Source organism: Isoptericola sp. NPDC019693, assembly GCF_044389085.1.
In the GTDB taxonomy this organism is placed as follows: Bacteria; Actinomycetota; Actinomycetes; order Actinomycetales; family Cellulomonadaceae; genus Isoptericola.
In genome coordinates, this window is sequence record NZ_JBIRXP010000002.1 from 325,568 (window position 1) to 344,227 (window position 18,660).

Annotated in this window: 21 protein-coding genes; 18 read left to right on the forward strand and 3 right to left on the reverse strand. The window is 73.2% G+C overall.

The window, feature by feature from the left end; translation table 11 throughout:
* Positions 1-23: 23 nt before the first annotated feature.
* The 8 genes from nadC to ACH436_RS06950 all read left to right on the forward strand — a co-directional run bounded on the left by nadC (position 24) and on the right by ACH436_RS06950 (position 7,255).
* Positions 24-959: a carboxylating nicotinate-nucleotide diphosphorylase gene (nadC, locus tag ACH436_RS06915; RefSeq protein ID WP_430559457.1), complete on the forward strand. Its 936-nt coding sequence runs from the start codon at positions 24-26 to the stop codon at positions 957-959.
* Between the two features lie 64 nt (positions 960-1,023).
* Positions 1,024-2,583 (forward strand): lysine--tRNA ligase, encoded by a 1,560-nt coding sequence (gene lysS, locus ACH436_RS06920; RefSeq protein ID WP_430559458.1) that lies wholly within the window; start codon positions 1,024-1,026, stop codon positions 2,581-2,583.
* Positions 2,584-2,597: 14 nt separating this feature from the next.
* Positions 2,598-2,768: a hypothetical protein gene (locus ACH436_RS06925; RefSeq protein WP_430559459.1), complete on the forward strand. Its 171-nt coding sequence runs from the start codon at positions 2,598-2,600 to the stop codon at positions 2,766-2,768.
* A gap of 100 nt (positions 2,769-2,868) precedes the next feature.
* The gene (locus ACH436_RS06930; RefSeq protein ID WP_430559460.1) at positions 2,869-3,204 is read left to right on the forward strand and encodes an Lsr2 family protein; all 336 of its coding nucleotides are present in this window, start codon (positions 2,869-2,871) and stop codon (positions 3,202-3,204) included.
* A 95-nt stretch (positions 3,205-3,299) separates the two neighbouring features.
* Positions 3,300-4,403: a lactonase family protein gene (locus tag ACH436_RS06935; RefSeq protein ID WP_430559461.1), complete on the forward strand. Its 1,104-nt coding sequence runs from the start codon at positions 3,300-3,302 to the stop codon at positions 4,401-4,403.
* A complete protein-coding gene (gene mshA / locus ACH436_RS06940) occupies positions 4,403-5,752 on the forward strand; it encodes a D-inositol-3-phosphate glycosyltransferase (protein ID WP_430559462.1) in 1,350 nt (449 codons plus the stop codon). Before ACH436_RS06935 ends, mshA begins: the two co-directional genes overlap by 1 nt.
* A gap of 175 nt (positions 5,753-5,927) precedes the next feature.
* On the forward strand, positions 5,928-6,368 hold the full coding sequence (locus ACH436_RS06945; RefSeq protein WP_430559463.1) for a nitroreductase family deazaflavin-dependent oxidoreductase: 441 nt from the start codon (positions 5,928-5,930) through the stop codon (positions 6,366-6,368).
* A gap of 146 nt (positions 6,369-6,514) precedes the next feature.
* Entirely contained in the window at positions 6,515-7,255 is a 741-nt protein-coding gene (locus ACH436_RS06950) for a phosphoglyceromutase (RefSeq protein ID WP_429766794.1), read from the forward strand.
* A gap of 85 nt (positions 7,256-7,340) precedes the next feature.
* On the opposite strand, the gene phoU is transcribed toward ACH436_RS06950, so the two are convergent.
* Positions 7,341-8,006 carry a phosphate signaling complex protein PhoU gene (gene phoU / locus ACH436_RS06955; protein WP_430559464.1) on the reverse strand — a complete coding sequence of 222 codons (666 nt, stop codon included), beginning with the start codon at positions 8,004-8,006 and terminating at the stop codon, positions 7,341-7,343.
* A 172-nt stretch (positions 8,007-8,178) separates the two neighbouring features.
* Between phoU and ACH436_RS06960 the strand changes: the two genes are divergently transcribed.
* The 6 genes from ACH436_RS06960 to pstB all read left to right on the forward strand — a co-directional run bounded on the left by ACH436_RS06960 (position 8,179) and on the right by pstB (position 14,402).
* Positions 8,179-9,426, forward strand: coding sequence for a sensor histidine kinase (locus ACH436_RS06960; RefSeq protein WP_430559465.1), 1,248 nt, complete (start codon positions 8,179-8,181; stop codon positions 9,424-9,426).
* A complete protein-coding gene (locus ACH436_RS06965) occupies positions 9,423-10,139 on the forward strand; it encodes a response regulator transcription factor (protein WP_430559466.1) in 717 nt (238 codons plus the stop codon). The genes ACH436_RS06960 and ACH436_RS06965 overlap by 4 nt, the downstream gene beginning before the upstream one ends.
* Positions 10,140-10,382: 243 nt before the next feature.
* On the forward strand, positions 10,383-11,492 hold the full coding sequence (locus ACH436_RS06970) for a phosphate ABC transporter substrate-binding protein PstS (RefSeq protein ID WP_430559467.1): 1,110 nt from the start codon (positions 10,383-10,385) through the stop codon (positions 11,490-11,492).
* 132 nt (positions 11,493-11,624) lie between these two features.
* Positions 11,625-12,608 carry a phosphate ABC transporter permease subunit PstC gene (pstC, locus tag ACH436_RS06975; protein WP_430559468.1) on the forward strand — a complete coding sequence of 328 codons (984 nt, stop codon included), beginning with the start codon at positions 11,625-11,627 and terminating at the stop codon, positions 12,606-12,608.
* Entirely contained in the window at positions 12,608-13,573 is a 966-nt protein-coding gene (gene pstA / locus ACH436_RS06980; RefSeq protein ID WP_430559469.1) for a phosphate ABC transporter permease PstA, read from the forward strand. Before pstC ends, pstA begins: the two co-directional genes overlap by 1 nt.
* A gap of 49 nt (positions 13,574-13,622) precedes the next feature.
* A complete protein-coding gene (gene pstB / locus ACH436_RS06985) occupies positions 13,623-14,402 on the forward strand; it encodes a phosphate ABC transporter ATP-binding protein PstB (RefSeq protein ID WP_430559470.1) in 780 nt (259 codons plus the stop codon).
* Between the two features lie 10 nt (positions 14,403-14,412).
* Here pstB and ACH436_RS06990 read toward each other — a convergent pair whose 3' ends face one another.
* Complete coding sequence (locus tag ACH436_RS06990) at positions 14,413-15,303, reverse strand: oxidoreductase (RefSeq protein WP_430559471.1); 891 nt, start codon at positions 15,301-15,303, stop codon at positions 14,413-14,415.
* Positions 15,304-15,369: 66 nt separating this feature from the next.
* Here ACH436_RS06990 and ACH436_RS06995 point away from each other — a divergent pair, with 66 nt between their 5' ends.
* Positions 15,370-15,972: a TetR/AcrR family transcriptional regulator gene (locus ACH436_RS06995; RefSeq protein ID WP_430559472.1), complete on the forward strand. Its 603-nt coding sequence runs from the start codon at positions 15,370-15,372 to the stop codon at positions 15,970-15,972.
* Positions 15,973-16,096: 124 nt separating this feature from the next.
* Here the strand turns inward: ACH436_RS06995 and ACH436_RS07000 are convergent, their stop codons facing one another.
* On the reverse strand, positions 16,097-16,588 hold the full coding sequence (locus ACH436_RS07000) for a hypothetical protein (RefSeq protein WP_430559473.1): 492 nt from the start codon (positions 16,586-16,588) through the stop codon (positions 16,097-16,099).
* Between the two features lie 272 nt (positions 16,589-16,860).
* Here ACH436_RS07000 and ACH436_RS07005 point away from each other — a divergent pair, with 272 nt between their 5' ends.
* The 3 genes from ACH436_RS07005 (at position 16,861) to ispF (ending at position 18,648) form a co-directional block, all read left to right on the forward strand.
* Positions 16,861-17,343: a CarD family transcriptional regulator gene (locus tag ACH436_RS07005; RefSeq protein ID WP_079570762.1), complete on the forward strand. Its 483-nt coding sequence runs from the start codon at positions 16,861-16,863 to the stop codon at positions 17,341-17,343.
* A 79-nt stretch (positions 17,344-17,422) separates the two neighbouring features.
* Complete coding sequence (gene ispD / locus ACH436_RS07010) at positions 17,423-18,151, forward strand: 2-C-methyl-D-erythritol 4-phosphate cytidylyltransferase (protein ID WP_430559474.1); 729 nt, start codon at positions 17,423-17,425, stop codon at positions 18,149-18,151.
* Complete coding sequence (gene ispF, locus ACH436_RS07015) at positions 18,148-18,648, forward strand: 2-C-methyl-D-erythritol 2,4-cyclodiphosphate synthase (RefSeq protein WP_430559475.1); 501 nt, start codon at positions 18,148-18,150, stop codon at positions 18,646-18,648. The genes ispD and ispF overlap by 4 nt, the downstream gene beginning before the upstream one ends.
* The last annotated feature ends 12 nt before the right edge of the window (positions 18,649-18,660 follow it).

Genomic DNA, 18,660 nt, shown 5'->3' on the forward strand with positions numbered 1-18,660 from the left:
GACGGGCGGTAGCGTTGCGCAGCGTGACCGACCTGAGCCTGCCCGTGCACGACCAGCCGTCCGCCGTCCAGCCCGGGCTGGACGCCGCGTGGGTCGCCCGCGTCGTCGAGACCGCGCTGGACGAGGACCTCGGCGAGGCGCCCGGTCGCGACGTCACGACGCAGGCCACGGTGCCCGCGTCGGCCGTCGGGACCGCCGACCTCGTGGCCCGGTCCGCGGGGACGGTCGCGGGGCTCGTCGTGGTGGCGGAGGTGCTGCGACAGGTCGCCGGCCGCCTCGGGCTCCCGGCACCCGACGTGACCTTCCACGCGCAGGACGGCGACGCCGTCGCGCCCGGCCAGGTGCTCGCCGCGCTCGTGGGGCGCGTGCAGGTGCTGCTCGTCGCGGAGCGGACCCTGCTGAACCTCGCCTCCCGAGCCTCCGGCGTCGCGACGGCGACGGCGGCCTGGTCGCGCGAGCTCGCGGGCACGGGCGCCCAGGTGCTCGACACCCGCAAGACGACGCCGGGCCTGCGCGCCCTGGAGAAGTACGCCGTCCGTGCCGGCGGCGGCACCAACAAGCGCATGGGCCTGCACGACGTCGCGATGGTCAAGGACAACCACGTGGTCGCGGCCGGCTCCGTGCGCGGCGCGATCGACGCCGTCCGGCGCACGTTCCCCGACGTGCTGGTCCAGGTCGAGGCCGACACCACGGACCAGGCGATGGAGGCGCTCGACGCCGGCGCGGACTTCCTGCTGCTCGACAACATGCCCACGCCGGTCCTCGCCGCGACGGTCGCCGCGGTCCGCGAGCGGCAGGGGCGCGACGGCGTGCCCGCGCACGTCGAGCTGGAGGCCACGGGCAACCTCACCCTCGACCGCGCCCGCGAGGTGGCCGGCACGGGCGTCGACCACCTGTCCGTCGGCGCCCTGACGCACTCCGCCCCGATCCTCGACCTGGCACTCGACCTGCGCCCGTGAGCCCGGCAGCGGAGGCCTGAGCCCGGCGGGCAGGTGTGAGGTGCGTCGCCCGTAGAATCGACGGGTGACCTCCCCGCAGAACCCCGCCTCCGCCGTGCCCGCCGTCGACCCCACGCTCGACTCGGGGATCGACTCAGCGGCCACGGACGACCTCCCGGAGCAGATGCGCGTGCGCCGGGAGAAGCGCGACCGGCTGCTGGAGCAGGGCGTGGAGCCCTACCCGGTCGGCCTGCCGATCAGCCACTCGATCGCCGAGGTGCGCGCGGGCTACGAGCACCTCGAGGCGGGGCAGGAGACGGACGACGTCGTCGGCGTCGCCGGCCGCGTCGTGTTCCTGCGCAACACGGGCAAGCTGTGCTTCGTCACGCTGCAGGACGGGGAGGGGCGGCGCCTGCAGGCGATGCTCAGCCTCAAGGAGGTCGGCGAGGAGTCGCTGGCGTCGTTCAAGTCCGACGTCGACCTGGGCGACCACCTGTTCGTCCACGGCCGGGTGGGCTCCTCGCGGCGCGGTGAGCTGAGCGTGTTCGCCGACACCTGGGCGCTCGCGGCCAAGGCCCTGCGCCCCCTGCCGGTGCTGCACAAGGACCTGTCGGAGGAGGCGCGGGTCCGCCAGCGGTACGTCGACCTCATCGCGCGGCCCGCGGCCCGCGAGATGGTCCGCACCCGTGCCGGCGTCGTGCGCTCGATGCGCGACAACTTCCACGGCCGCGGCTTCCTCGAGATCGAGACGCCGATGCTGCAGACGATCGCGTCGGGGGCCTCGGCGCGGCCGTTCCAGACGCACATGAACGCGTACGACATCGACCTTTTCCTGCGCATCGCCCCGGAGCTCTTCCTCAAGCGTGCCGTGGTGGGTGGCGTGGAGAAGGTTTTCGAGATCAACCGCAACTTCCGCAACGAGGGCGCGGACTCCACGCACTCTCCCGAGTTTGCGATGCTCGAGGCGTACGAGGCGTACGGCGACTACAACACCATCGGGGCCCTCACCCAGGATCTCGTGCAGAAGGCCGCGCTCGACGTTCTCGGGACCACGACGGTGACCCTTCCGGACGGCGAGGAGTACGACCTCGGCGGTGAATGGGCGCAGATCACGATGTACGGCTCGCTCTCGGAGGCGGTCGGTGAGGAGATCACGCCCGAGACGACCGTCGAGCACCTTTCCGCGCTCGCCGAGAAGGCGGAGATCTCGGTCGACCCGAAGAAGGTGAACCACGGCAAGCTCGTCGAGGAGCTGTGGGAGCACCACGTGGGTGACGGCCTGCACGCGCCGACCTTCGTGCGCGACTTCCCGGTCGAGACCTCGCCCCTGGTCCGCGCGCACCGCACCACGCCCGGGGTCGTGGAGAAGTGGGACCTGTACGTGCGCGGTTTCGAGCTGGCGACGGGATACTCGGAGCTCGTCGACCCCGTCGTGCAGCGGCAGCGCTTCGAGGACCAGGCGCGCCTCGCGGCCGCCGGCGACGACGAGGCCATGGCGCTCGACGAGGACTTCCTCACCGCGATGGAGCACGCGATGCCCCCGGCGGGAGGCATGGGGATGGGCGTCGACCGGCTCCTCATGGCGCTCACCGGCCTCGGGATCCGCGAGACCATCCTTTTCCCGCTCGTCAAGCCGACGGTCTGAACGGAAGTCAACTCATGGACACCTTTATCGCGATCATGACCGGGCTCGCCCCGTCCGTCGGCGTGGGCCTGCTGTTCTGGCTGGCGATGCGCAAGATCCTCCACGCCGACCGGAACGAACGCCTTGCGCTCGAGCGGATGGACGCCGAAGAGGCGGCCGCGGCGGCGGAGTCGGAATCCCGGTGAACTCTTTCTGCTGATTCCGTTGCGCGATTCGAATTGACATTCGGTCGACGCCGGGGGCATTCTCACTTCTGTCCGCATATCGTGACCGAGGGGAATCCACGTGGTCCAGAAGCAGCAGATCGTCCTGATCGACGATATCGACGGGGGCGACGCTGACGAGACCGTCACGTTCGCGCTCGACGGGGTCTCTTACGAGATCGACCTCACGGCCAAGCACGCGGCCGAGCTCCGGGACGCGTTCGCCACCTGGATCGGTCATGGTCGCAAGACCACGACGCGGCTCGGCGGCGGCACGCGGAGCGCCGCGCGCCGGACCAGCACCGACCGTGCGCAGCTCGCCAAGATCCGCGAGTGGGCCCGCGACAACGGCCACAAGGTCAGCGACCGCGGCCGCATCCCCAGCTCCGTCCTCGAGGCCTACGAGGCCGCGCACTGACGACGGCGTGAGCCTCCTGCACGACCCCCGACCGGACTCCGGTCGGGGGTCGTGCGCGTTCCGGGCCGCGCCGGGCGCGGTCATAGGCTGAGTCCATGACGGAACGGGACACGCGGACGCAGCTCTGGGTCGGCACCTACCCGCAGCCCGGCGGCGCGCCGGGCAGCGGCGAGAGCATCTGGCGGGTCGCCCTGGGGCCGGACGGCGCGGTGGAGTCGGCGGTGCCGGCCGTGGCCGCGACGTCGCCCTCGTTCCTGGCGCTGCACCCGAGCGGGAGCACGCTCTACGCCGTGGGGGAGACGCCCGCCGGCACCGTCACCGCGTTCCGGGTGGAGGCACCGCGCGACGGCGCCGCCGCGGGCCCGGGCGACGTGCGGCTCGCGCCGTCCGGCTCGCTCGCGTCCGGGGGTGACGACCCGTGCCACGTGCTGGCCCTCGAGGACACCGTGTGGCTCGCCAACTACGGCGACGGCGTCGCCGCCTGCGTCGACGTCGACCCGGCGACCGGTGACCTCGTCGCCGAGGGCGTGGTCGCGCACCCGGGCGTGGGGAGCGGTCCCGTCGTCGAGCGGCAGGCCGGCCCGCACGCCCACTTCCTGGCCCAGGTCGGCGACGACGTGCTGGTCTGCGACCTCGGCGCCGACGTCGTCCGGCGGTACCCCGCGGCGGGCGCCGAGCCCGGTGCCGCGGCCGACGTGGCCGCCGTCCTGCCGCCCGGGACCGGCCCCCGCCACCTCGTCGCGCTCCCGGACGGGTCGCTCGTCGTGGTCGGTGAGCTCGACGCCCGGGCGCACGTGCTGGTGCGGGACGGCGCGGGCTGGGCGCCGGCGGCGGCGGTGCCCGTCTCCCCGTCGGCGCAGGCGGGTCGTGACTTCCCGGCGCACGTCACGCTGAGCGCTGACGGCGCACGCCTGCACGTCGGGCTCCGGGGCGCCGACGTGCTCGCGGTGCTCGCGGTGGGGTCCGACGGCGCGGCGCCGGTCCTGGAGCACCTCGGCGACGTCCCGCTCGGCGACGGGGCCTGGCCGCGCCACCACGCCGTGCTGACGGGCGGAGCCGACGACGCCGAGCGCGTCGTCGTCGCGCTGCAGGGCCGCAGCGAGCTCGCGACGGTGCGCCTCGACCCGGCGACGGGCGCGGGCGAGGTGGTCGCGCGCCACGCGCTGCCGACGCCTCCCGCCTGCGTGCTGGAGTCCTGATGACCACCTCCGGCGACGGCGCACGCCCCGGGCCGCGGGTGGCGATGCTGTCGGTGCACACGTCGCCCCTCGACCAGCCCGGGACCGGTGACGCGGGCGGCATGAACGTCTACGTCATGGAGCTGGCCCGCGCGCTGGCCCGCCGGGGCGCGGAGGTCGAGATCTTCACGCGGGCGACGGCGTCCGCGCAGCCGCGATGCGTCGACGTCGAGCCGGGGATCCGCGTGGTGCACGTGTCCGCCGGCCCGTACGAGGGCCTGGACAAGAACGACCTGCCGGGGCAGCTCTGCGCGTTCACCGCCGGGGTGCTGCGCGCGGAGGCGCACCGCCCGCCGCACTGGTACGACGTCGTGCACAGCCACTACTGGCTGTCGGGGCAGGTCGGGTGGCTGGCCGCCGAGCGGTGGGACGTCCCGCTCGTGCACACCATGCACACGATGGCGCGGGTGAAGAACGCGGCGCTCGCCCCCGGGGACACGCCGGAGCCCGTGGGCCGGGTCGTGGGGGAGGAGCAGGTGGTCGAGGCCTCCGACGGGCTCGTCGCCTCGACCCGCGAGGAGGCCCGCGACCTCGAGCAGGAGTACCGGGCCGACCCGGACCGGGTGCACGTCGTCGCGCCCGGCGTCGACCTCGACGTCTTCCGCCCGCTCGAGCCCGCTCCCGGGCAGGACACCGACGCCGCCCGGCGCGCCCTGCGCGAGCGGCTCGGCCTGCCCACCGACCGGAAGATCGTGCTGTTCGCCGGGCGCGTCCAGCTCCTCAAGGGCCCGGACGTCCTGGTCCGCGCCCTCGGCGTGCTGGCCGACCACGCCAGCTCCGCCGCCGCCGGCGAGCCCGAGGCGTGGTGCGACGGCGGCGGGTCGCGCGTGCCGACGCTCGTCGTCCTGGGCGGGGCGAGCGGTCGGGCGACCGCGGTGCGCGAGCTCGAGGCGCTGGCCCACCAGGTGGGCGTCACCGACCACCTGGACGTGCGCCCGCCGGTGCCCCGCGAGGAGCTGGTCGACTACCTGCGTGCGGCGGACGTCGTGGCGGTGCCGTCGCACAACGAGTCGTTCGGGCTGGTGGCCGCCGAGGCGCAGGCCGCGGGCACGCCGGTGGTCGCCGCCGCGGTGGGCGGCCTGCAGACCGTCGTCGTGGACGGCACCTCCGGCGTCCTCGTGCCCGACCACAGCCCGTGGACCTGGGCGCGCGAGCTCGGCGACCTGCTCGCCGACGACGACCGCCGCGCCCGCCTGGCCGCCGGGGCGCGTCGCGCCAGCGAGCGGTTCAGCTGGGACCGCGCCGCCGCCGCCATGCTCGACGTGTACGCCCAGGCGGCGAAGGTGCACCGCGCCCGCTCGCCGAGGTAGTGCGAGACCCCGCGAGGTAGTTCAGCACCCGGCGAGGTAGTTCAGCACCCGCCGAGGTAGTGCGAAACCCCGCGAGGTAGTTCGAGACTCGGCGAGGTAGTTCGGGCCCCACGAGATGGTCCGGCGACCCGCGGGGGCCGGGAATGGATCGCCCGGGCGAGGGATTGCACGTGGCATGCCGATCACCGGAGAGTACGTCCCCAGCCCGTCCGCCCACGCCGCGAAGCAGGTCGAGCAGTACGAGAGCTCGGGCGGGACGAAGGGCACCACGATGCGCGGCATGCCCGTCGTCATCCTCACCACGGTGGGGGCCAGGAGCGGCAAGCTGCGCAAGACGCCGCTGATGCGCGTGGAGCACGACGGCGCGTACGCGGTCGTCGCGTCGCTGGGCGGTGCCCCGAAGCACCCGGTCTGGTACTACAACGTGCTGGCGAACCCGCGCGTGGAGCTGCAGGACGGCCCCGAGAAGCACGAGTACGTCGCGCGCGAGGTCACCGGGGACGAGAAGGCGCTGTGGTGGGAGCGGTCCGTGGCCGCGTACCCGGACTACGCCGACTACCAGCGCAAGACGGACCGCGAGATCCCCGTCTTCGTGCTGGAGCGCGCGGACTCCTGACCGGCCTCACGGTCCGGCCTCACGGTCCGGCCTCACGGTCCGGCCTCCAGATCCGGCCTCCAGATCCGGCCTCCAGATCCGGACGGTGCGAGTCCGGGATCCGGCCCGCGGTGCGGCCCCCGCGGGGGAGAAGGCAGGATGGACCCATGACCTACACCCTCGTGCTGCTCCGCCATGGCGAGAGCGAGTGGAACGCGAAGAACCTCTTCACCGGCTGGGTGGACGTGCCGCTCTCGGAGAAGGGCACCGCGGAGGCGAAGCGCGGCGGCGAGCTGCTCAAGGAGTCCGGCGTCACCCCCGACGTCGTGCACACGTCGCTGCTGCGCCGCGCCATCAACACGGCGAACCTGGCGCTCGACGCCGCCGACCGCCACTGGATCCCGGTCAAGCGCAACTGGCGTCTCAACGAGCGCCACTACGGCGACCTGCAGGGCAAGGACAAGAAGCAGGTGCGCGACCAGTACGGCGAGGAGCAGTTCATGCTCTGGCGCCGCTCGTACGACGTGCCGCCGCCCGAGATCGAGCTGGGCTCGGAGTTCTCGCAGGACTCCGACGTGCGTTACGCCGGCGAGCCGATCCCGCGCGCCGAGGCCCTCAAGCAGGTGCTCGACCGGGCCCTGCCGTACTGGGACGGCGAGATCGTGCCGGACCTCCAGGCCGGCAAGACCGTCCTCGTCGCGGCCCACGGCAACTCGCTGCGCGCCATCGTCAAGCACCTCGACGGCGTCGACGACCAGACCATCGCCGGGCTGAACATCCCGACCGGCATCCCGCTGGTGTACGAGCTCGACGAGGAGACGCTGAAGCCCACCAACCCGGGCGGCACGTACCTCGACCCCGAGGCCGCGAAGGACGCCATCGCCGCGGTCGCGAACCAGGGCAAGTGACGCCCGTCCGCTGACGACGACGAACCCCCGGTCCCGCAAGGGGCCGGGGGTTCGTCGTTCCCGCGGGCGCGGTCGTCGCGGCGGGTCAGGCGTCGGTGCGCGCGTGCTCGTCGTCGAAGTTGCCGGTGACGAGGAAGGTGATGCGGCGGGCGACGGAGACGCCGTGGTCGCCGAACCGCTCGTAGTAGCGGCCGAGCAGCGTGACGTCGACGGTCTGCTGGGTCGTGCCGGGCCACTCGGGGTCGAGCGTCGCGGCGAACGTGTCCTGGTGCAGGGCGTCGAGGAGGTCGTCGTCCTGCTGCACCTCGGCGGCGAGGGCGACGTCGCGCGTGGCGAGGAGCGCCGTCGTGCGCTGGGCGACGTGCACCGCCGCGCCGTGCATCTTGACGAACGTCTCGCGCGCCGGCGCGGGGACGGCCTCCGCCGGGTACCGGCCACGGGCGATCTCGGCGACGTGCCGGGCGAGGTCGCCCATGCGCTCGAGCGAGGCGCTGATGCGCAGCGCCGAGATGACGACCCGCAGGTCGGTGGCGACGGGGGCCTGCTGCGCGAGCAGGTGCACGCAGCGCTCGTCGAGCTCGCTCTCGAGCCGGTCGATCGCGTGGTCGGAGGCGATCACCTCCTGCGCCAGCTGGTGGTCGGCCTCGAGCAGGGCGTCGCCCGCACGTCGGATGGCGGACTCGACGAGCCGGCTCATCTCGATGAGGTCGTCACCGACCTGGCGCAGCTCGGCCTCGAAGATCTCTCGCATCGCTGTCCTCTCGGGTCAAATGTGGTCTGCTGCCAGCCTGACACGGCACGTGGACGGTCCGGGGGCGCCCAGGTGAACTCCGGGCGGGTCGCAGGTGAACAGTGGGCGACGGCTCGCTGAGCAGTTCCGCTCCGCGACGGATTCCCGGGGCGTCGCGACCTACGCTGGCCCCGTGGACGGAATCATCCAGGGCGTGACCGCGATCGTCGCGGGCATCTTCGGCGTCGTGGTGGGCGTGGTCGCGACCGTCGCCTTCCGCTTCTCCGAGCGTGTCCAGCGCCGGTCGCCCGAGGCAGCCCCCGCCGAGCTGGACGAGGGCCTCGTCCGCGTGCTCGCGGTGCTGCGGTCCGCCGCGGTCGTCCTGGACGAGGAGGACGACGTCGTGCGGGCGTCGCCGCCGGCCTACGCGCTGGGGGTGGTGCGCAACGACGCGCTGCAGCATCCCGCGATCGTCGACCTGGTGCGCGAGGTCCGGCGCGACGGGGTCATCCGCGAGAAGGAGCTGGAGCTGCCGCGCGGGCCGATCGGGTCCGGCACGGTGCTGCTGCAGGTCCGGGTGGCACCGGTCGGGCCGGACAAGCTGCTCGTCCTGGCCGAGGACCGCACGGAGGCCCGGCGGGTGGAGGCCATCCGTCGCGACTTCGTCGTCAACGTCTCGCACGAGCTCAAGACGCCGGTCGGGGCGCTCGCCCTGCTGGCGGAGACGGTGCAGGACGCCGCGGACGACCCCGTCGCGGTGCGGCGGTTCACCCAGCGGATGCAGGCAGAGGCGCAGCGCCTGTCCGCCCTGGTGCACGAGATCATCGAGCTGTCCCGGCTGCAGGTGGCGGGCGCGCTGCAGGAGGTCACGACCATCCCGGTGCGCGACGTCGTCGCCGAGGCGGTGGACCGCGCGCGGACCACGGCGCAGGCCAAGAACATCGCCATCACGGTGGGCGGGTCGACCGACGTCCTCGTGTTCGGCGACCACAACCTGCTCGTCACCGCGGTGCGCAACCTGCTCGACAACGCCGTCGCGTACTCCCCGGAGCACACCCGGGTGGGCGTCGGGGTGCGCGTGCGCCGGGGGCTGGTCGAGATCGACGTGGTCGACCAGGGCGTGGGCATCGCCGCCGACGAGCAGGACCGCGTCTTCGAGCGCTTCTACCGCGTCGACCCGGCGCGCTCCCGCGACACGGGCGGCACGGGGCTCGGCCTGAGCATCGTCAAGCACGTGGCGGCCGACCACGGCGGCGACGTGCAGATCTGGTCCGAGCCCGGCAAGGGGTCGACGTTCACCCTGCGCATCCCGGCGGCCGACGTACCGCAGGAGCTGCCGCGGGAGGCCCCGGAGGACGCCCCGCAGCACCACCATCAGCACACCCAGCAGCAGACCAAGCAGCACACCCATGGCACGACGGACGAGGAGGTAGGTGCGTGACGCGCATCCTGGTGGTCGAGGACGAGGAGTCCTACCGGGACCCCCTGACGTATCAGCTCACCCGCGAGGGCTTCGAGGTCGTGGAGGCCTCGAACGGGGTCGACGCGCTGGCCGCCTACGACGACGGCGGCGCCGACCTGGTGCTGCTCGACCTCATGCTGCCCGGGCTGTCCGGCACGGAGGTGTGCCGGGAGCTGCGTCAGCGCGGCGACGTGCCGGTCATCATGCTCACGGCGAAGGACTCGGAGATCGACAAGGTCGTGGGGCTCGAGCTCGGCGCCGACGACTACGTCACCAAGCCGTACTCGTTCCGCGAGCTGCTGGCGCGCATGCGCGCGGTGATGCGCCGGCGCAGCCCGGTGGCGTCGGAGGTGTCGTCGAACGGGCACGACGACGACGGCGAGCCCGTGCTCGAGGTCGGGCCCGTGCGCATGGACGTGGAGCGTCACACCGTGACCGTGGGCGGTGACACGGTCTCGCTGCCGCTCAAGGAGTTCGACCTGCTGGAGCTGCTGCTGCGCAACGCCGGCCGCGTGCTCACCCGCGGGCAGCTCATCGACCGGGTCTGGGGAGCGGACTACGTCGGCGACACCAAGACGCTCGACGTTCACGTGAAGCGCATCCGGTCGAAGATCGAGGCCGACCCCGGCTCCCCGCAGCTCCTGCTCACCGTCCGCGGCCTGGGGTACAAGCTGGCGGACGAGCCCGCCTAGACCGCTGGGGTAGTCCGAAGATCGCCGAGGTAGTTCGAGGGGGCGGCCCGCCATTCTGCGGGCCGCCCCCTCGAACTACCTCGGCGATCTTCGGACCACCTCGGCCCCGGTGACGAGCGGCCCTGCACTGTTCACCCCTCGTTCACCTGCTCCTGGGTCCCGAGCCACCTTGCGTGCCTAGCGTTCCCGACGAACGCCGGTACTTCGCCGGTGTCCCTCCGTGTGAACAGGATGGAACGAGACGTGAAGCTCAGCCGATTCTCCCGTGCTGGATCCGCCGTGGCGGTCGGCGCGCTGGCCCTGACCCTCGCCGCGTGCGGCTCGGACCCGGCCGCGCCGGGCGCGGAGTCCACCGGTGGTTCGCAGGACGGCGGCTCGTCCCTCTCGGGCGAGCTCAGCGGCGGCGGCGCCTCCTCGCAGGAGTCCGCCATGGAGGCATGGCGCGCCGGCTTCCAGCAGGCCAACCCGGACGCCACCGTCAACTACGACCCCGTGGGCTCGGGCGGTGGCCGCACCGGCTTCGCCGACGGGTCGTTCGCCTTCGCCGGCTCGGACGCCGCGCTGGAGGACGAGGAGCTCGAGGCTGCCGCCGCCCAGTGCGGCGAGGGCGGCGTCATCGAGTTCCCCGGCTACATCAGCCCGATCGCGGTGGCCTTCAACCTGCCGGGCATCGACTCCCTGAACCTCAAGCCCGAGGTCATCGCCGGGATCTTCTCCGGCGAGATCACGACGTGGGACGACGAGGCCATCGTCGCCGACAACCCCGACGCCGAGCTGCCCGCCACGGACATCACCGTCGTGCACCGCTCGGAGGACTCGGGCACCACCGAGAACTTCCAGGCCTACCTCGCCGCCGCGGCGCCGGACGCCTGGGACCACGAGCCCGAGGGCATCTGGCCGATCAAGGGCCAGGAGTCCGCCCAGGGCACCTCCGGCGTCATCTCCGCCGCGCAGGCCGGCGAGGGCACCATCACCTACGCGGACGCCTCGCAGGTGAGCGGTCTCGGGACCGTCGCCGTGGGCGTCGGCGACGAGTTCGTGCCGTACAGCGCCGAGGCGGCCGCCGAGGTCGTGGCGCAGTCCCCGCGCGTCGAGGGCACCGACGAGTACGTCTACGCGATCGACCTGCAGCGCGACATCCCGGGCACCTACCCGATCGTCCTCGTCTCCTACTCCCTCGCCTGCGGCACGTACGGCGACGAGGCCCAGGCCGAGCTCGTCAAGGGCTTCATGTCCTACCTGATCAGCGAGGAGGGCCAGCAGGCCGCGGCGGACACCGCCGGCTCCGCGCCGCTCTCCGCCGACATCCGCGACGCCGTCCTGCCGGGCATCGAGGCGATCACGGCCGGCTGACGAACGGACCGACACCGACGCCGGTGGTCGGGTCCGCCCCTCGAGGGCGGGCCCCGGCCGCCGGCTCGGCCCGTCCCACGAGGGACGGACGACACGCGTGACCACGATCACGACCACGAGCAAGGAGCACGAGTGACCACGACCGCCAGACCGGCGCCCGCGAGGAGCGCGCGGCGCCGCCGTCGCACCACGGACCGGGGGTTCAACCGGGCCTTCCGCTGGATCTCGGTGGGCGCGGGCGCCCTGATCCTCGCGGTCCTGGCCGCCGTCGCGCTGTTCCTGCTCTGGCAGGCCTGGCCGGCGCTCACCGCGAGCGACGCCGAGCTCGCCTCCTCCGTGCCCCGTTACCCCGAGGACACCTCGTTCCTCGAGTACGTCGGGCCGCTCGTCTTCGGCACGCTGCTCGCGGCCGCACTCGCGCTGCTCATCGCGACCCCGCTGGCCATGGGCATCGCGCTGTTCATCTCGCACTACGCGCCGCGTCGGCTCTCCCAGCTGCTGGGCTACCTGGTCGACCTGCTGGCCGCGGTGCCCTCGGTCATCTACGGCCTGTGGGGCATCTACGTGCTGAGCCCGCTCGTGGTGCCCGTGTGGAGCTGGCTGAACGAGTACCTGGGCTGGTTCCCGCTGTTCGCGGGCGCCGTGTCGCCGACCGGTCGCGTCCTCGCGACGGTGGCGCTGGTGCTCGCCGTGATGATCCTGCCGATCATCACCGCCGTCTCGCGCGAGGTCTTCCTCCAGACGCCGAAGCTGCACGAGGAGGCGGCGCTCGCCCTCGGCGCGACGCGCTGGGAGCTCGTGCGGACCGCGGTCCTGCCCTTCGGCCGCTCGGGTGTCATCTCGGCAGCGATGCTGGGCCTCGGCCGCGCGCTCGGCGAGACGATGGCCGTGCTGATGATCCTGTCGCCCGGCTTCCTGTACTCGTTCCGCATCCTGGAGAGCGCGCAGCAGCAGACCATCGCCGCGTACATCGCCGCCGACTTCCCGGAGGCGAGCGGGCTCGCCGTCAACACCCTGATCGCCACGGGCCTGGTGCTCTTCGTGATCACGCTGGCCGTCAACATGGGCGCTCGCGCGATCGTCGCGCGGCGCAAGGAATTCTCGGGGGCCAACTGATGACCGCCACGACCGGAACCACGTCCACGCCGGAGGCGAGCGGGCAGGTGCGCGCCCTGCTGCGCACCGCCGACCGGGGCCGCCGCCGCACCGACCGCATCATGACGGTGCTCATCTGGGCGGCCTTCGGGGTCGCCATGATCCCGCTGGTCTCGCTCGTGTGGACCGTGGTCGACAACGGGCTGGGCCGCATCAGCATGGACTTCCTGTCCCTGTCGATGCGCAACATCTTCGGCGGCGACCCCAGCGGCGGCATCTACCACGCCATCATGGGCACCCTGATCATCACGGGGCTCGCCACCGTGATCTCCGTGCCGATCGGCCTGCTGACCGCGATCTACCTCGTCGAGTACGGCCGCGGCGCGCTGGCCCGTGCGGTGACGTTCTTCGTCGACGTCATGACGGGCATCCCGTCGATCGTGGCCGGGTTGTTCGCCGTCTCGCTCTTCACGCTGTTCTTCGGGCCGGGCGTGCGCATGGGGATCGTCGGCGCGGTCGCGCTCTCGGTGCTCATGATCCCCGTCGTCGTGCGATCCTGCGAGGAGATGCTCAAGCTCGTCCCGAACGAGCTGCGCGAGGCGTCGTACGCGCTGGGGGTGCCGAAGTGGCTCACCATCGTCAAGGTCGTGCTGCGCACCTCGGTGGCGGGCCTCACCACGGGCATCCTGCTCGCCGTGGCCCGCGTCATCGGCGAGACGGCGCCGCTGCTCGTCACCGTCGGCGTCACCGACTCGATCAACTTCGACCCGTTCGAGGGCCGGATGATGACGCTGCCGGTGTTCGCCTACCGCCAGTACAGCCAGGGCCTGGCCACCTGCGCCGACGGTGCGTCGACCGCCTCGTGCGTCGCCGACATCGCGATCCAGAACGCCTGGGGCGCCGCCCTGGTGCTGATCGTCATCGTCCTGGTGCTCAACCTCCTCGGCCGCCTCGTGAACCGCTGGTTCGCCCCGAAGCTGCGCTGACGCGCAGACCCGCCTCTGCACCCCCGCAGCTCGAACGAAGGAAACAACGATGGCTCAGCGCATCGACGTGAAGGACCTCAACATCTACTACGGCGACTTCCTCGCCGTGCAGGACGTGTCGATGACGATCGACCCGAAGTCGGTGACGGCGTTCATCGGACCCTCCGGGTGCGGCAAGTCGACGTTCCTGCGCACGCTCAACCGGATGCACGAGGTGATCCCGGGCGCCCGCGTGGAGGGCACCGTGGAGATGGAGGGCGTCGACCTGTACGGCGACGACATCGACCCCGTGGCGGTGCGCCGCAACGTGGGCATGGTCTTCCAGCGCCCCAACCCGTTCCCGACGATGTCGATCCGCGACAACGTGCTCGCGGGCGTGCGGCTGAACAACCGGCGCATCAGCAAGTCCGACGCCGAGGAGCTCGTCGAGGGCTCGCTGCGCGGCGCGAACCTGTGGAACGAGGTCAAGGACCGCCTCGACCGGCCCGGGTCCGGCCTGTCCGGTGGTCAGCAGCAGCGCCTGTGCATCGCGCGGGCGATCGCGGTGAAGCCGCAGGTGCTGCTCATGGACGAGCCCTGCTCGGCCCTCGACCCGATCTCGACCCTCGCGATCGAGGACCTCATCGGCGAGCTGAAGCAGGACTACACGATCGTCATCGTCACCCACAACATGCAGCAGGCGGCGCGCGTCAGCGACCGGACGGCGTTCTTCAACATCGCCGGCACGGGCAAGCCGGGCCGCCTCATCGAGATGAACGAGACGTCCACGATCTTCTCCACGCCCGCCGAGCAGGCCACCGAGGACTACGTCTCCGGCCGCTTCGGGTGACCCGGCCCGCTCACCGTGCCCCGGCGAGGTCCGCCGGGAACCGCACGTCCGTGAGCGTCTCCGAGACGTCCCACAGGCGGCGCGCGACGGCGGCGTCCCGCGCCCGCGCGGAGCGCCCCACGAGCGTCGGGGCCCCGCGGCCCTCGAGGAACCCGCCCGGCCCGGCGTAGCTGTCGCCCGGCACGTCCCCGACCGTCGCGAGGAGGGTCGGCAGGGCGCCGTCCTCGGCGCTCTGCGCGACCGGGACGGACACCCGGTACAGCAGGTTCCGCAGGCCGCGGCGCTCGGTCAGCAGGTGCGTGGCGGCCATGCCGGGGTGGGCGGCGACGGCGATCACGGGCGACGCGGCGGCCTCGAGGCGGCGCTGGAGCTCCGACGTGAACAGCAGGTTGGCGAGCTTCGACTGCCCGTAGGCCGCCATCGGGCGGTACCGCCGGCGCTCCCAGTTGAGGTCGGTGAAGTCGATCGCGCCGAACCGGTGCGCGTTCGAGGAGACGGTGACGACGCGCTGCCGCACCCGGGGCAGCAGCAGGTTCGTGAGCGCGAAGTGCCCCAGGTGGTTGGTGCCGAGCTGGAGCTCGAAGCCGTCGACCGTCCGGGAGAACGGCGGCACCATCACCCCGGCGTTGTTGACGAGCACGTCGACGGGGCCGTCGAGGTCGGCGGCGAACGCGCGGACGGAGGAGAGGTCGGCGAGGTCGAGCGGGCGGACGACGACGTCGCCGGTCATCGTGGCGGCCGCCGCGCGGCCCCTGTCGACGTCGCGGACGGCGAGCACGACGCGCGCACCGCGTGCGGCGAGCACCTGGGCGGTGACGCGGCCGATGCCGCTGCTGGCGCCGGTGACGACGACGGTCCGGCCGGTCTGGGGCGGGATCTGGGCGAGGGTCAAAGTAGTCATGGACTACAAAGTAGTCAGTGACTACAGATGTGGTCAACGGCAACATGGTCGGGCTAGGCTCGGGCCGTGCCCGAACCCGCCGCCGACCGCCCCTACCATCACGGCAGCCTCCGCACGGCCCTGCTGGACGCCGCCGAGCGCCGGCTCCGGGACGACGGTCCCGACCGGCTCTCGTTGCGCGACCTGGCCCGCGAGGTCGGGGTGAGCCACGGGGCGCCCCGGCGGCACTTCGCCGACCGGCAGGCGCTCCTCGACGCGCTCGCGGAGTCCGGGTTCGGTCGTCTCGAGGGCGCCCTGCGCGACGCCCTGGACGGCGCGGGCGACCGGTTCGAGCCGCGGCTGCGCGCGGGTGCCGCGGCCTACGCCCGGTTCGCCACCGACAACACGTCGCTGCTCGAGGTGATGTACGCGGGGAAGCACCGCCCCGGCGCGGACCGGATCCTCGCCGCGGCGGCGGAGCCGTTCGGGCTGCTGCACGCGCTCGTCGCCCAGGGGCGGGACGAGGGGGTGCTCGCCGGGGACGACCTCGACCGGACCTCGACGGTCCTGCTCGCCACGCTCCAGGGGATCGCCGCGCTCGTCAACGGGGGCGTCGTCGACCCGGGGCAGCGCGACGACCTCGTCGAGGCCGCCGTGGACCAGTTCCTGCACGGGGCGGGCCCCCGCTGACGCGACCGCCGCCCCTGAGTCGTCCCCTGAGTCGTCCCCTGCGCCGGGAGGGGTGCGAGGTCGCCGGCAACGACGAAGGGGCGGGCCGCAGCACGTGCTGCGACCCGCCCCTCCTGTCGTCAGGTCAGACGCCCGAGGTGCTCGGCACCCAGGCCGCGTACTCGGGGAGGGTGCCGTCCATGACCGGCAGGAAGAAGTCCTCGTCGGCGCCGGCGCCGGAGAGGGTGGCGTCCAGGTCGCCGCCCGGGTGGGTGGCCACGGTGTCGAGCTGGACGTCCACGGCCTGGTCGCCCGCCTGGTCCGCGCTCAGGTAGACGGTCTGCCCGGCGGGCACCGTGAGGGAGATCGGCTGGGTGCCCTCGGTGTCGAGCACGAAGTCCACGTCCTCGGCCGAGCCGTTCGCCAGCGCGCCGAGCAGGGCGCCGGGCTCGCCCTCGCCCTCGGAGACGACCATGAGGTTGATGCCGCGCACCTGGTCGGTGAGGTTCACGCGCACGCCGTCGGACGGGGCGTAGGGCTTGGTCGTGATCGTGGGGGAGCAGGCGGCCAGCAGCAGGGCGCCCGCCATGACGCTGGCGGCGGCGACGAGGCGTGCGGGGCGGGCGGAGCGGGACACGAGCTCTCCTTCGAAGGCGTCGGCTCGCGGGCGCGGGTGGCCGCGCGGGCGCGGGGCATCAGGGTTCCCCCATGTCAGGCGGGGGAGGGCGGGCCCTGCGGGGGCCCGCGGACATCCTAACGATGCCGGGCGCGCGCCGCGTCCATGATTGCGCTTCCAGGCCGCTGACCTGCGGAAACGTGTTCGTCACAGGGCGTCTCGGAGGCGCTGGCGCAGACGGGTGTCAGGCGCCCCGTGATAAGATCGTCGACTGGGAAAGGGGACATCTGCAGATGACGTTCACAGTAGGCGAGACGGTTGTCTACCCGCATCACGGCGCTGCGCTGATCGAAGAGATCAAGACGCGCAAGATCCGTGGCGAGGAGAAGATGTACCTCAAGCTCAAGGTTGCCCAGGGCGACCTGACGATCGAGGTCCCGGCGGAGAACGTCGACCTCGTGGGCGTGCGCGACGTGGTCGACCAGCAGGGGCTGGACCGCGTCTTCGAGGTGCTGCGCGCGCCCTACACGGAGGAGCCGACCAACTGGTCGCGCCGGTACAAGGCGAACCTCGAGAAGCTGGCGTCGGGCGACGTGATCAAGGTCGGCGAGGTCGTGCGCGACCTGTCGCGCCGCGACGCCGACCGCGGTCTCTCGGCGGGCGAGAAGCGCATGCTCGCCAAGGCTCGCCAGATCCTCGAGTCCGAGGTCGCGCTCGCCGAGGGCGTCGACGAGGAGAAGGCCGGCGCCATCATCGACGAGGTCCTCGCGTCCTGAGGCCCGTCACCAGCGCTGCACGACGGCGACCCCCGGCTCCGGCCGCGGGTCGCCGTCGTCGTTCCGGTACCGTGACGCCGTGACGACGCTCGCGATCCTCACCGCCGCGGGGTCGGGCACCCGCCTCGGTCGGGATCTTCCGAAGGCCCTGGTCGCCCTGGCGGGCTTCCCCCTCGTGGTGCACGCCGCCCGCCGTCTCGCCGCCTCGGGCGTCGTCGACTCCCTGGTGGTCACCTGCCCCGCAGGCCTCGACGTCGCGGTGCGCGACGTCGTCGCGCAGGACCCGCACGTGGACGTGCCGGTCCGTGTGGTCGAGGGAGGGGCGACCCGGCAGGCGTCCGTCGCCGCCGGCCTCGCGCTCGCCGCCCCGGGGGACGACGTCGTGCTCGTGCACGACGCCGCGCGCCCGCTCGCCCCGCCCCTCCTGGTGCGCCGCGTGGTCGAGGCCGTCCGTGCCGGCCACGGGGCCGTCGTCCCGGGCCTGCCCGTCACCGACACGGTGAAGCGGGTCGTGCCCGTGCCGGCGGCCGGCGGGCTCGGCGTAGAACGCGTCGTCGAGACACCGGACCGCGCCGAGCTGCGCGCCGTGCAGACGCCGCAGGGCTTCGACCGCGCGCTCCTGGAGCGCGCGCACGCGCAGGGCGCGGCCCGCGCGCGGGCGGAGGGCCGGGCGGCGACGGACGACGCCGGGCTGGTCGAGGCGCTCGGCGAGGCCGCCTACGTCGTCCCGGGCGAGGAGGCGGCCATGAAGATCACCACGGAGCGCGACCTGCAGGTGGCGGCGCTGCTGCTCGGGGAGGCGTCGTGACGGAGGCGTCCCGGGGGCTGCCCCGCACCGGGCTCGGCGTCGACGTGCACGCCTACGCCCCCGAAGGGTCCGACCGCGAGCTGTGGCTGGGCGGTCTGCGCTGGCCGGGGGAGCGGCCCCTGGCCGGGCACTCGGACGCCGACGTCGCGGCGCACGCCGCCGCGGACGCCCTCTTCTCCGCCGCCGGCATGGGCGACCTCGGCACCCACTTCGGCACCAGCGAGCCCGAGTGGGCGGGGGCCGCCGGGGCGGTGCTGCTGGCCGAGGCCGCGCGCCGGGTGCGGGAGGCGGGCTTCGAGATCGGCAACGTGGCCGTGCAGGTGATCGGCAACCGGCCGAAGGTCGGCCCGCGCCGGGCCGAGGCGGAGGCCGCGCTCACGGCCGCGGCCGGCGCGCCGGTCTCCCTGAGCGCCACCACGACCGACGGCCTGGGTCTGACCGGTCGCGGCGAGGGAGTCGCGGCGATCGCCACCGCGCTGGTGGTCGCCACGGGCTGAGCGGGCCCCGCC

What these genes read in the sequence shown, in the direction of transcription:
- ACH436_RS06925 (WP_430559459.1), top strand. Translation starts at nt 2,598, where the DNA reads ATGGACACCTTTATCGCGATCATGACCGGGCTCGCCCCGTCCGTCGGC.
- ACH436_RS06935 (WP_430559461.1), top strand. Translation starts at nt 3,300, where the DNA reads ATGACGGAACGGGACACGCGGACGCAGCTCTGGGTCGGCACCTACCCG.
- mshA (WP_430559462.1), top strand. Translation starts at nt 4,403, where the DNA reads ATGACCACCTCCGGCGACGGCGCACGCCCCGGGCCGCGGGTGGCGATG.
- ACH436_RS06945 (WP_430559463.1), top strand. Translation starts at nt 5,928, where the DNA reads ATGCCGATCACCGGAGAGTACGTCCCCAGCCCGTCCGCCCACGCCGCG.
- ACH436_RS06950 (WP_429766794.1), top strand. Translation starts at nt 6,515, where the DNA reads ATGACCTACACCCTCGTGCTGCTCCGCCATGGCGAGAGCGAGTGGAAC.
- phoU (WP_430559464.1), bottom strand. Translation starts at nt 8,006, where the DNA reads ATGCGAGAGATCTTCGAGGCCGAGCTGCGCCAGGTCGGTGACGACCTC.
- pstA (WP_430559469.1), top strand. Translation starts at nt 12,608, where the DNA reads ATGACCGCCACGACCGGAACCACGTCCACGCCGGAGGCGAGCGGGCAG.
- pstB (WP_430559470.1), top strand. Translation starts at nt 13,623, where the DNA reads ATGGCTCAGCGCATCGACGTGAAGGACCTCAACATCTACTACGGCGAC.
- ACH436_RS06990 (WP_430559471.1), bottom strand. Translation starts at nt 15,303, where the DNA reads ATGACTACTTTGACCCTCGCCCAGATCCCGCCCCAGACCGGCCGGACC.
- ACH436_RS07005 (WP_079570762.1), top strand. Translation starts at nt 16,861, where the DNA reads ATGACGTTCACAGTAGGCGAGACGGTTGTCTACCCGCATCACGGCGCT.